This window comes from Roseateles sp. P5_E1, assembly GCF_054049335.1.
Window position 1 is genome coordinate 1 of the sequence record NZ_JBFUMN010000042.1, and the last position, 12,122, is coordinate 12,122.

Annotated in this window: 11 protein-coding genes; 7 read left to right on the plus strand and 4 right to left on the minus strand. The window is 68.4% G+C overall.

The features are described 5' to 3' along the window. From ACXJKJ_RS22915 to ACXJKJ_RS22925, 3 genes are all read right to left on the minus strand, one after another. Positions 1-1,232 (minus strand): 3-deoxy-D-manno-octulosonic acid transferase (locus ACXJKJ_RS22915; protein WP_457392734.1); only part of this gene is annotated, 1,232 nt, incomplete at its 3' end. Beyond that, on the minus strand, positions 1,232-1,987 hold the full coding sequence (locus ACXJKJ_RS22920) for a tetratricopeptide repeat protein (protein ID WP_457324004.1): 756 nt from the start codon (positions 1,985-1,987) through the stop codon (positions 1,232-1,234). The genes ACXJKJ_RS22920 and ACXJKJ_RS22915, both read right to left, overlap by 1 nt. A 49-nt stretch (positions 1,988-2,036) precedes the next feature. Further along, positions 2,037-3,434 (minus strand): phosphomannomutase/phosphoglucomutase, encoded by a 1,398-nt coding sequence (locus tag ACXJKJ_RS22925; protein WP_457392737.1) that lies wholly within the window; start codon positions 3,432-3,434, stop codon positions 2,037-2,039. Positions 3,435-3,571: 137 nt separating this feature from the next. Between ACXJKJ_RS22925 and ACXJKJ_RS22930 the strand changes: the two genes are divergently transcribed. The 7 genes from ACXJKJ_RS22930 to ACXJKJ_RS22960 all read left to right on the plus strand — a co-directional run bounded on the left by ACXJKJ_RS22930 (position 3,572) and on the right by ACXJKJ_RS22960 (position 11,124). After that, positions 3,572-4,696, plus strand: a complete 1,125-nt coding sequence (locus ACXJKJ_RS22930; RefSeq protein ID WP_457392740.1) for a sensor histidine kinase — start codon at positions 3,572-3,574, stop codon at positions 4,694-4,696. A gap of 5 nt (positions 4,697-4,701) precedes the next feature. Then, positions 4,702-5,448, plus strand: coding sequence for a LytR/AlgR family response regulator transcription factor (locus ACXJKJ_RS22935; RefSeq protein WP_457392743.1), 747 nt, complete (start codon positions 4,702-4,704; stop codon positions 5,446-5,448). A 30-nt stretch (positions 5,449-5,478) separates the two neighbouring features. Further along, positions 5,479-6,201 (plus strand): substrate-binding periplasmic protein, encoded by a 723-nt coding sequence (locus ACXJKJ_RS22940; RefSeq protein ID WP_457325035.1) that lies wholly within the window; start codon positions 5,479-5,481, stop codon positions 6,199-6,201. 61 nt (positions 6,202-6,262) lie between these two features. Continuing rightward, complete coding sequence (locus ACXJKJ_RS22945) at positions 6,263-7,705, plus strand: Ada metal-binding domain-containing protein (protein ID WP_457392746.1); 1,443 nt, start codon at positions 6,263-6,265, stop codon at positions 7,703-7,705. Between the two features lie 109 nt (positions 7,706-7,814). Then, positions 7,815-8,303 (plus strand): methylated-DNA--[protein]-cysteine S-methyltransferase, encoded by a 489-nt coding sequence (locus tag ACXJKJ_RS22950; RefSeq protein ID WP_457392748.1) that lies wholly within the window; start codon positions 7,815-7,817, stop codon positions 8,301-8,303. Beyond that, positions 8,300-9,181 (plus strand): DMT family transporter, encoded by an 882-nt coding sequence (locus tag ACXJKJ_RS22955; RefSeq protein WP_056202226.1) that lies wholly within the window; start codon positions 8,300-8,302, stop codon positions 9,179-9,181. Before ACXJKJ_RS22950 ends, ACXJKJ_RS22955 begins: the two co-directional genes overlap by 4 nt. 104 nt (positions 9,182-9,285) lie before the next feature. After that, complete coding sequence (locus ACXJKJ_RS22960; RefSeq protein ID WP_457392751.1) at positions 9,286-11,124, plus strand: right-handed parallel beta-helix repeat-containing protein; 1,839 nt, start codon at positions 9,286-9,288, stop codon at positions 11,122-11,124. A 21-nt stretch (positions 11,125-11,145) separates the two neighbouring features. Here the strand turns inward: ACXJKJ_RS22960 and ACXJKJ_RS22965 are convergent, their stop codons facing one another. Next, positions 11,146-12,120, minus strand: coding sequence for a hypothetical protein (locus tag ACXJKJ_RS22965; RefSeq protein WP_457392754.1), 975 nt, complete (start codon positions 12,118-12,120; stop codon positions 11,146-11,148). Between the last annotated feature and the right edge of the window lie 2 nt (positions 12,121-12,122).

Consider the following 12,122-nt stretch of genomic DNA (forward strand, 5'->3'; position numbering starts at 1 on the left):
GCCGCGCCCTGGTGGGCCCGGGCGAAGGTTCGTGCCCGCGCCGCCATGGCCTCGCGAGACACGACATCGCCGCAAAGCAGGAGGCCTTGGGCGGTGGCGTCAGGCAGATCCGCACAACGCAGCGCCGCACCGGACAACACGGCCAGCTCGGTCGCCTCGGCGAAATTGAAAGTGTGCGGCCCCGCCAGCACCGGGCAGCCGCAGGCCGCGGCCTCGATGAGGTTCTGGCCGCCCAGTGGCGCGAAACTGCCGCCGAGCAGCGCGACGCTGGCCAGGCCGTAGTACAGCGGCATCTCGCGCATGGAGTCGCCCAGCCAGACGTCGACGGTGAGGGCCTCGGGCGGCGGCTCATCGCCCCACTGGCTGCGGCGCGCCAGCGTCAGGCCGGCAGCCTGAATGAGCGCTGCGATCTCGTCGAAACGCTGGGGATGGCGGGGCACGATGGCCAGCAGCGGTCGAGGGGAGGGCAGCCTGAGCCACTCGGCAAGAAGCGCCTGCTCCTCGCCTTCGCGGCTGACGGCCAGCATCAGCACGGGTCGGTCCAGGAGGGCGGCCCAAGCCTGGCCGCGGGCGATCAGGGCCGGGTCCATCGCGATGTCGTACTTCAGGTTGCCGGCCACCTCGACACGGGCCATGCCCATCGCGCGGATGCGTTCGGCGTCGGCCTCGGTCTGGGCCAGGGCCAGCGTCATGCGGCGTGCCGCCGGCCGCATCAGTGCCGCCAGGCGCCGGCCCTGGCGCAGGCTTTTCTCCGACAGGCGCGCGTTGGCCAGCACCATGGGCACCCGGGCCCTTTCGGCTTCACGCTGCAATGTCGGCCAGACCTCGGTTTCCATCAACACGCCGACCTTGGGCTGCCAATGGCGCAGGAAGCGGCGCACGGCGCCGGGTGTGTCGTAGGGCAGCCAGGCCTGGGCATCACCCTCGCGCAGCAGGGCTTGGCCGGCTTCGCGGCCGGTTGCCGTGGAATGGGTCAGCAGCAGGCGCAGGCCGGGCTCGCGCCCGCGCAGGGCCGTGATGAGGGCGCTGGCCGCGCGCGTCTCGCCCAGTGACACGGCATGGATCCACAGCCGGCCAGGTTCGGCCGAGCCTGCGTAGAAACCAAGGCGTTCGCCGAGGGCGTGCCGGTAGAGCGCCTCCTTGGCGCCGCGTCGCCACAGCCGCAGCAGATAAAAGGGCGTCAGCAGCCGCAGCGCGGTTGCATACAGGGCCAGCGCGAGGCCCTCAGGCATCAACCACCTTTGCGTGCCAGCTCGTGCGCGGCCTTGAGCCGACGCATGACCGGGTCATTCAGTTCGCGGCTGACAGGATTCCAGAGCTGGACCTGGCGATCGATCTCGGTCTGCAGGCGGGCAGCCGTGGCGGCGTCGCCGGTGGCCAGGGCCCAGATCGAATACTCGGCATTGGCCTCGAAGCTGCCGAACCGGCGCACTGCTGCTTCGAAGTTCTCGCGGGCCTCGGCCTGCCGGCCCGTGCCGGCGAAGCAGCGTGCAAGCAGCAGCAGGACCTGGTCGGGACGGTAATCGGGCCGTTCGGCCTTGAGTACTTGCAGATGGCTCAGCGCCGGGTCGAAGCGCTGGCACTCCACGTGGGCGCGCACGGCGCCGAAGCGCAGGTCGGGGTCGCTGGCAAACGGCCCCTTCAGTGCGCCCTCGTACAGCTCGGCGGCCTCCTTGGCCTCGCCGGCATTCAGCAGCGCCTCGGCCAGCCGCATCTGGTTCTGGGCCGAGGGCGACACGTCGTAGACGATGCGTGCCTCCCGCACTTCACGACCGGGATCGAGGGCCCGCGCGGCCGCGGACACCGCCTTGCGTGCGCCTTGGTCCAGCCGCGAGTTGGGCAGGTAGATGGCGAAGAAATAGACCGCGCTCCCCAGCAATGGGAAGGCGAACAGGATGAAGAGCCAGTACAGCTGCTGGCCGCTGCGCACGACATGGACCGCGCAGAACAGCGCGATCAGGATGTGCAGGCCTCCGATCAATGGCATGTCGTTCTCCCTGTGATTGGTCTTGGGCGGCTCTGTGGCCGCTTCGGAATCAGTGGCCCGCTGCGAACTGGGCGTCCGGCTTCACGCGCTTGAGTTGCTCCAGCACGTCGTGCTGGATGCGTTCCAGCGCCTCGGGCGTATGGCCTTCGAAGCGCAGCACCAGCACSGGSGTSGTGTTGGACGSGCGSAKCAGGCCGAAGCCGTCGGCGTACTCGATGCGCAGGCCGTCGATGGTGATCAACTCGTTCGCACCGGGGAAGTCGGCCAGCGTCGTCTGGGCCTTCAGCGTCTTGACGACCTCGTGGTGCTCGCCTTCGGCGCAGGGCACGTTGATCTCGGGCGTGTTGAAGCTGTTGGGCAGGGCCTGCAGCACGGCGCTCGGGTCCTTGGCCCGCGACAGGATCTCCAGCATGCGGCCGGCCGTGTACATCGCGTCGTCGAAGCCGTACCAGCGCTCGGCGAAGAAGATGTGGCCCGACAGCTCGCCGGCCAGCGGCGCGCCGGTCTCCTTCAGCTTGGCCTTGGCCAGCGAGTGGCCGGTCATCCACATCAGCGGCTTGCCGCCGTGCTTCTTGATCCACGGTGCCAGGCGCTGCGTGCACTTGACGTCGAAGATGATCTCGGCGCCCTTCTGGCGCTTCAGGATGTCGGCCGCGATCAGCATGATCTGGCGGTCCGGCATGATCATCTCGCCGTCTTTGGTGACGATGCCGAGGCGGTCGCCGTCGCCGTCGAAGGCCAGGCCCAGCTCGGCGCCGGTCGCGTGGACGACGCGCTTCAGGTCTTCCAGGTTCTCGGGACGGCTCGGGTCCGGATGGTGGTTGGGGAAGTCGCCATCGACCTTGGAGAAGATGTCGATGACTTCGCAGCCCAGAGCGCGCAGGATGGCCGGGGCCGAGGCGCCGGGGATGCCGTTGCCGCTGTCGACGACGATCTTCATCGGCCGGGCCAGCTTGCAGTCGTTGACGACGCGGTGGGTGTACTCGGGCACGATGTCCATCTTGGCGCCGCGGCCCTTGCCCTTGGCGTAGTCCTCGGCTTCGATGCGCTGGCGCAGGCCCTGGATCTGCTCGCCATAGACGGCGGCGCCCTTGAGCACCATCTTGAAGCCGTTGTAGTCCTTGGGGTTGTGGCTGCCCGTGACCATGATGCCGGAGCTGCAGCCGTGCGCACCGCGCGTGGCAGCGACGTAATAGAGCATGGGCGTGGTCACGGCGCCGATGTCGACGACGTCCAGGCCCGTAGAGCGCAGGCCACGCAAGAGTGCTGCGACCAGGCCGGGGCCCGACAGGCGGCCGTCACGGCCGACAGCGACGGCCTTTTCGCCCAGGGCCTTGGCCTCGGTGCCGAAGGCACGACCCAGGTGCTCTGCGAGCTCCTCGTTCAAGGTCTGGCCGACGACGCCACGGATGTCATAGGCCTTGAAGATGGATGCGTGAACCTGCATGAAATGCCCTCGAATACTGGGTTTTGAAAACGCGCCGGATTGTAGGCACGGCCCGTGGCCGACCATCCGTCGCATCGGCTGTCGATTCGTCACTCATGCAAGGGGCATGCCGCCGCGGCTTCCTACACTCGCGCCCCATGACATTCACCGAGGAATTCGCCCAGGCCCTGCGCCACCAGCGCGTGCTGATGAAGCATCGCCCGGACCGGATGCGCTTTCGGCTGCTGATCTACCTGATCTGGACGCTTGGTTTCGGCACCGTTTTTTCCGTCATGGCCGGCCTGCAACAGGGCAATCTCGGTTCGCTCTTCTGGTGGCAGGCCCTGATGCCAGGCAACATGCTCGTCAGCCTGTGTGTGTCGATCGGCTTTTTCAGCATCTTTCGCGCCTTCGAGCGGCTGGCGCCGCAGCGCTGGCTGGACACCGTCATGGGTTGGCGCGACTGGCGCTCGGGACTGTTCTTCTCTGTGTTGTCCATCAGCTGCGCGCTGCTTGGCGTGGTCGTTGGCATGTGGCTGGTCGACCGCATCTGGATGGGCAACGGCAACACGTTGCAGCTGCTGGCCAGCTTCGGTTTCTGGCGCCAGTTCCTGCTGATCTCGGTGTTCATTTCCGTCGTGGCGAGCTTTCGCTACCGCGCGCGGTGGCGCCAGGAGATGCTGCAGGCCCGGGTGACCGAGGCCCAGCTCAAGCTGCTGCAGGGCCAGATCGAGCCGCATTTCCTGTTCAACACGCTGGCCAATGTGCAAAGCCTGATCGACTTCGACCCGGCGCGGGCCAAGCAGATGCTGGAGCGCTTCACCGATTACCTGCGCGCCAGCCTGGGCCAGTTGCGCGGCGACACGACGACACTGGCCCAGGAGTTCGCGATGCTCGACGCCTACCTCGCGCTGATGCAGTTGCGCATGGGCGAGCGGCTGCGCGTGCGGTTGGAGCTGCCCGCTGAGTTGAACGGCATCGAATTGCCGCCGCTGCTCGTGCAGCCGCTGGTGGAGAACGCCATCCACCACGGCCTGGAGCCCAAGATCGCCGGCGGCGAGATCGTCGTCAGCGCGCGGCGTGAGGCCGACACGCTGGTCATCGATGTCGACGACGATGGCCAGGGGCTGGACGCCCCGAAACGGCGAGGTGGCAACGGCGTCGCCCTCGACAACATCCGCGAGCGGCTCAAAGCCCGCTGGGGCCTGCGCGCCACGCTCGAACTTCAACCCCGCGAAGGCGGCGGCACCCGCGCCCGCATCTGCATTCCCTTTTCTGCCTGAACACCATGACGACAGCCCTCATCGCCGACGACGAACCCCACCTGGCCCAATACCTGAAGGCCCAGCTCGCCCAGGCCTGGCCCGAGCTGCAGATCGTCAGGATCGCCGCCAACGGCGTCGAGGCCGCCGAAGCCATCGCCGACCTCGAGCCCGACCTGGCCTTTCTGGACATCCAGATGCCCGGCCTGACCGGCCTGGAGGTGGCCCAGGGCATCGAGGGTGCAACGCGCGTTGTCTTCGTGACGGCCTACGACCAGTACGCTGTCGAAGCCTTCGAGGCCCGCGCCGTCGACTACCTGCTCAAGCCGCTGAAAGCCGAGCGCCTGGCCGCGTGTGTGACGCGTCTGCGCCAGGAGGCGCCACCGCCGGCTGGCGACGATGCGTTGGCCGAGACGCTCAAGCGCCTGTTGCCCGCCGCAGCATCGGCACGGCTGCGCTATATCCGCGCCGCCCAAGGGGAGCTGATGCACCAGATTCCCGTCGATGAAGTGCTGTTCTTCCACGCAGACGACAAGTACACCGTCGTGCAGACGGCCACTGCCGAACACCTGATCCGCACGCCCATCTTCGAGCTCGGTGGCCAGTTGGACCCCGACCGCTTCTGGCAGGTGCACCGCTCCACCATCATCAACCTCGACCACCTCGCCGGCACGCGCCGCGACGAGCAGAGCCGGCTCTTCGTGCGCATTCGCGGCCAGGCTCGCGAGCTGCCTGTCAGCCGCGCCTACGTTCATCTGTTCAAGGCGATGTAGAACGGCCTTCACCCGGCTTAGAGTCGGGGCATGCTGTTGTCCCGCCGCTGCCTGCTGTTCGCCCCGGCTGTACTGCTGGGCACGGCCCAGGCCGCGCCGCCATTGGAGTGGGTGGCCGGGAATCTGCCACCCTTTGCGTGGGAGGCGAGCGGTGGCCCACGCGGCTTCGCCCACGAGTTGGCCGTTGCCATGGCCCAGCGCCTGGGCAGGCCGGCCCTCGTCAGCTACGTCCCCTGGGCGCGCGCGGTGCGCACGGTCGAGCAGGGGCGGCACTACGGCATCTTTCCGCTGGCGCGGACGCCGGACCGCGAGGCCCGCTTCCAGTGGCTGGTGCCGCTGATGACGGTGCGCTACGGCCTCTACACCCTCGCGACCGAGTCGCGCCTGGAGCTCGACCAGTTGCGTGAGCTGCGCATCGGCGTGCTGCGCGGCTCACCCATTGCGGCCAATCTGCGGGCCGAGCGCTTCAAGACCATCGTCGAAGCGAAAGACTACCGCGACCTGTTGCGCCTCCTGCGCGAGCAGGCGCTGGATGCCGTCTACGCCGGCACGCCCATGCTGGAGGCCGCAATGGACGAGTATGGCCAAGCCCGCATGCTCTTCGTGTTGCAGACGACGCTCGGCGAAGCCACGCTCTACATGGCCGCGTCGCTCGGGCTCGATGCCGCGGAGGCACGGCGCTGGGTCGCGGCCTACCGCCAGCTTGAAGAAGACGGCACCGTCGCCCGCATCCGCCGCCGCTACCTCCAGTAAGTTCTGGGGGCATGTCCGAAAACTGCCAGGATCTGGCAGGGGCCCGTCCTAGACTGGCTGCATGTTGTCCGAGACCCTCCCACCTGACGCCGCCTACGCCGTCCTGCAGTCGCACGACGCGCGCTTCGACGGGCGGCTCTACGTGGGCGTCACGTCCACCGGCATCTACTGCCGCCCTGTATGCCGGGTGCGCCTGCCGCGGCGCGAGAACTGCCGCTTTTTCTCGACGGCGGCCCAGGCCGAAGCCGCCGCCTTTCGCCCCTGCATGAAATGCCGGCCCGAGCTGGCACCGCGCGCCCTGCCGTGGACGACGATGGACGCCTCGCGAACGCTCGCCCAGCAGGCCGCTGCCTGGCTGGATGCCTGCGATGACGCCGAGGCCAGCGTCGAAGACCTGGCAGCCCATCTCGGCATCACGAGCCGGCATCTGCGCCGCATCTTTCAGGCCGAGCACGGCGTGTCGCCCTTGCAATACTTGCAGACGCGCCGTCTGCTGCTCGCCAAGGCCCTGCTGACCGACAGCACGCTGCCCGTCAGCGAGATCGCCTTCGCGGCCGGCTATGCGAGCCTGCGGCGCTTCAACGCCGCCTTCGTCGAGCACTACCGCCTGCAGCCCACAGCCCTGCGGCGCGAGGGTGGCGGTGCGGCCCCCGTGTCGCGGCTGCGGCTGAGCTACCGCCAGCCCTATGACGTGGCTGGCGTGCTGGCGTTTCTTGCGCCGCGTGCGATCACGGGGGTTGAGCGGGTGGAGGAGGGCGGCGTCACACGCTCCCTGGCGCTGACTCACGCCGGCCGGCGCCATGCCGGCTGGCTGCGCGTGAGCTTCGCCAAGGCGGGAGAGGTCGGCGTCGAACTGTCCCCCACGCTCTGGCCTGCCGTCGGCTCGCTATTGCCGCTGCTGCGCCGCTGGCTGGACCTGGACGCCGAACCCGAGGCCATCGCCGCTGCGTTGGGCGAGGCGGCCGTCGCAGGCCAGCGGCTGCCGGGTTGCCTGGACCGCTTCGAGCTGGCGGTACGCGCCGTGCTGGGCCAGCAGGTCACCGTGGCGGCCGCTCGCACACTCGCCGGCCGTTTCGTCGAGCGTTTCGGCGAAGCCTTGCCTGACGCGCCGGAAGGTTGCCAACGCTTGTTCCCCGCACCCGAGCGCATTGCCGAGGCGACGCGCGACGACATCGCGTCACTCGGCATCATTGGCCGGCGTGCCGACAGCCTCATCGCCCTGGCCCAGGCCTGGCCGACGCTGGCCTTTGCCCGCCACGAGGGTTCACCAGAAGCCGCTGCCGCCGAGCTGACGGCCATCCCCGGCATCGGCCCCTGGACAGCCGGCTACATGTTGATGCGGGGCTGGAGCTGGCCCGACGCCTTCCCCCCCGGCGACGTTGTCTTGCGCAAGGCCCTGAGCCGCGAAGGCCCGTTGCTGTCGCCCAAGGCCTATCTCGAAGCCGCGGAGCACTATCGCCCCTACCGCAGCTACGCCGTCCTTCATCTGTGGAGAAGGGCTTGACCCACCCCGTACGCGCTTCGCGCGCCCCCTCAAGGGGGCACTGCCAGCGGCCTGGCAAAGCCAGTTCCGCGGCAGTCGCGCGGCCAATCAGAAAGATCGGAGTTACTCGATGAACCATCACGTTTTGCAACGCAGGATCGAAACCCCACTCGGCCCGCTGACGGCCGCACGCAGCGCCGCGGGCCTGTCGGGCCTGTGGTTTGACGGGCAGAAGCACCATCCCGGCACGCTGGACGTACCCGAGGACGACGGCAGCGACGCCGTCCTGTCGGCCACCGAAGCGGCGCTGACGGCCTATTTCAGTGGCAAGTCCTTCGACCTGCCGCCGCTGGACCCGGCCGGCACGGCCTTTCAGCGCGAGGTCTGGCAGGCGCTGCTGGCCATCGCGCCGGGGCAGCCCTCGACCTATGGCGCATTGGCCGAGCGCCTGGGGCGCGCCAGCGCGGCGCGAGCGCTGGGCGCCGCAGTCGGGCGCAACCCGATCTCCGTCCTCGTGCCCTGCCATCGCGTCGTCGGCGCCGATGGCTCGTTGACCGGCTATGCCGGCGGGCTGGAGCGCAAGCAGGCCCTGTTGAGCCTGGAGGGTGTTACCGCATGAAGGCTTTCGACATCGGCGAGCTGGTACTGCTCGCCGCGCTCTGGGGCGCCTCCTTCCTGTTCATGCGCCTCGGGGCCCATGAGTTCGGGCCAATCGCGCTGGCGGCCGTGCGCGTCGGCCTGGCCAGCGCCATGCTGATCCCGCTGCTGGCAGCGCGCGGCAATCTGGCTGACCTGCGCAAGCACTGGAAGGGCTTGCTGCTCGTCGGCGCGCTCAACAGCGCCATCCCGTTTGCGTTGTTCTCCTTCGCGGCCCTGTCCATCACGGCCGGCCTGTCCAGCATCGTCAACGCGACGACGCCGTTGTGGACGGCCGTCGTCGCCTTCGTCTGGTTGCGCCAGGGGCTGACACCATGGCGCGTGCTCGGCCTCGTCATCGGCTTTGCGGGCGTGGCCTTCCTGGCCTGGGACAAGGCCGGCTTCAAGCCCGGCGAGGACCATTCGGGCTTCTGGGCCGTGCTGGCCTGCGCGACGGCCACCCTCTGCTACGGCATCGCGGCGAACGCAACCAAACGCTATCTGGCCGGCGTTTCTCCTCTCGCCGTGGCCACTGGCAGCCAGTTCGCCGCCGCCGTGCTGCTGGCGCTGCCAGCCGCCTGGCTGTGGCCGGCCGCCATGCCGAGCAACGTCGCCTGGGGCTCGGCGCTGGCGCTTGCCGGCCTGTGCACGGCGCTGGCCTACATCCTCTATTTCCGGCTGATGAGCCGAGTCGGGCCGACGAACGCGGTATCGGTGACCTTTCTGATCCCGCTCTTTGCCATCCTGTGGGGGGCGCTCTTCCTGCAGGAAGCCATCACGTCCCAGATGGTGGCCGGCGGCGCCATCGTGCTGGTCGGCATTGCGCTGGCGCTGGGCCTGGTGGGCCCCAAGCCGCGCTGAAGTCACGCGGCGGATCTCCAGGCGCCTCGGCGCGGCGCAAACAGTGATAGCGTGCGCGCCATTGCATTTGGTAGCGCTACCTTAAGGCGCATGGAGACCGCACGATGTCCTTGCTCCCATCCCGCCGCTGGATCGGCGCTCTCGGCTTGCTGGCCGCACAGATCCTGGCCACCACCGCCATGGCCCAGCCCTCGGGCGGCCCTTATGGTCCGGTGCCGCAACGCTACGCGGTGCCCAAGGCGCCGCACGTCTATTTCGTGGCGCCTGACGGCAAGGCCGAGGCTTCCGGTGCGTCGATCAACGAGGCAACGTCCATCGAAACTGCAGTGACGCGCGTCGTCACCGGCGACGCCATCGTCATGCGCGGCGGCACCTACCGCACCGGCGGTCTTCAGCTCAACCAAGGCATCACCATCCAGCCTTATCTGGATGAAGTGCCTGTGCTCAAGGGCACGCGCGTGGCGATCGAGTGGCAGAGCCTGGGCAACAACGTCTGGCGCACGAAATGGGCCACGCTGTTCCCGGCCCAGCCGCTGGGCTGGTGGCAACGGGAGCGTGAGGGCATGAAGACGCCGCTGCACCGCTTCAACAACGACATGGTCTTCATCGACGGCGAGCCGCTGCAGTCCGCGGGCTGGGAAGGCGAGGTCAGTGCCAAGGCCTACTACGTCGACTACGCCAAGGGTCATGTCTACATCGGCGCCGACCCGACCGGTCGCCTCGTCGAGATCACGGCGCACGACATCGCCCTGCACCGCCCCTCGCGCGAAGTCCACGGCAAGCCGTCGGACCGCAAGGGCCCGACTCTGCGCGGCATCACCTTCACGCAATACGCCTACCGGGCCATCGACATCGAGGGCAAGAAGCCGTCGACGCTGGTGTCGGAAGAACCGACCGACGATCCCGTCGGCCCGTCACCTGAAAGCGAGCACGGCAAGGAGGTCATGGGCACGCTGCTGGAGAACGTCACCATCAGCCATTGCTCGCGCGTGGCCGGCTACTTCCGCGGCGACGGGCTCGTCATCCGCAACTCCCTCATCAGCGACACCGGCACCGAGGGCATCTATGTCATCGGCTCGTCGGACGTGCTGCTGGAGCGCAACCTCATCCGGCGCAACAACGTGGAGAAGCTGACCGGCTACTACCCGTCGGCCGTGAAGATCTTCAACCAGTCCTACCGCGTCGTCGTGCGCGACAACCTCATCGTCGAGCAGCCACACTCCAACGGCGTCTGGTACGACGTGGGCAATGTCGACGGCGTCTTCGTCAACAACTACGTCGAGGGCACGATGGCGGGGCTGTTCTTCGAGATCAGCAAGGGCGTGACTGTGGCCGGCAATGTGTTCGTGAACAACCAGCAGGGCATCCGCATCCTGAACAGTTCGGATGCGCGGGTTCTGCACAACACCTTCGTCAACTCACCCGCATTGATCGACCGCAATGAGCGCAGTGCCGAGGCCGATCACTTCGGCTGGCACCCGCAGACCGGGCCGGGCGTGAACGAGCGCGTCGGCCATGTCTTCGAGGGCAATCTGCTGGTGGCCGATGCCACCGTGAAGGGTCCGCTGCTGCGCGTCGAACAGGCGGCGGTCACCTGCGGCAAGGTCACGCAGACCATGATGAGCCGCGTCGACGGCAACGTCTATCTGCGCGCGGGCAGTAGCCAACCGCTGATCAGCTGGGCGCCGCTGCCGGAAGCGGCTTGCCAGGCCCACTTCGCCAGCCTCGACGCCCTTCGCCAGTCAGCGCCAGGTGTGGAAGCCACCGGCAAGGCGCTGCTGGCCTACGAAGGGGCGGTCTTCCGCAGCCCGGAGCTGCGCCGCTTTGAACTCGCTCGTGTGCCGGAGGGCGTTCAGCCGCTGCCGGTGCCAGGGGAGATACGCAAGCTGCTCGGTTGGGAGGCAACGCATTTGCCGGGCGCGCTGCCGGCCAGCTCGCGCTGAGGGCGCTCCGGCCCGAGCCTCCTAGTGGYGCTTGCGCCAGGCATCAACCACACGCTCCGTCAGCGCATCGGTCTCGCGCTGTTCGTCGGCGCTCAGCGCCGGCGGCGCCCAGCGCCCTTGGCGCATCATCTTCTCGACGTTCTCCATCGAATCGCGGCTTTCCTTGGTCGCCGCCGGGCCGGACATTTCAGTCAGGATGCGCAGCCACGCTTCCTTGTAGGCCTGCCGCTGCATCGCCGTCTCGCCCAGCGCGCCGAATGAATGGACGTAGGTCGACAACGCCTCCAGGTCGCCGTCCTCGGCGGTCTGCCGCACCTCGCGCTGCAGCTTGCCGAGCAGTTCCGGTGCGGCGACGGCCTGGTTGGCATGGGCGTTGAGCCACAGCAGGTACGCCAGCGCCATGCCAGGGAGCTCTCCCTCGTAGGCTCGCTTCAGAAACTCGCCCCTGCGCGCCAGGGTGGCCGTGTCGAAGAACTGGCAGCGTCGCTGCAAGTCCTGCTTCTCCTTGATCCATTGGTCCATGTTGAAGCCAGGAGTCTTCTCGAACACTTGCCGCAGCGGGCCGCCCTGGTCGCGTACGCTGTACGCGAATTCGATCGTCTGGGTCGCATGCTCGCATCGCTCGAGCACGTCGGCTGCCCTGCGCGCCTGCGCTGGCGTCGCGCCCTCTTCCAGCGCACGCTGCACCGTGCGCAGTTCATCGGGTGTCGATGAGGCCGGCGTGCGCAGGGACGGGGGAAGCGCAGCCGGCATGGCCGCGCTCGCCGGCTGGGTAGCGGCATCGGCCTTCGCGTCAACGATCGGCTGTAGCAACGTTCCTAGAAGCGTTGCCGAGGGCGGGGCTGGCTGGGTGGGCGGCAGTGAGGTGGGCGCCTCGGCCGATCGGTTCAGTAGCCAGCTGCCTGCGGCCAGCGCTAGTGCGACGGCCGCGACGGCCGCGACCGTCCACGCTGTGCGAGTGGGCACGGATGCGGACCCGGCCACTTTTCCCGCCACCG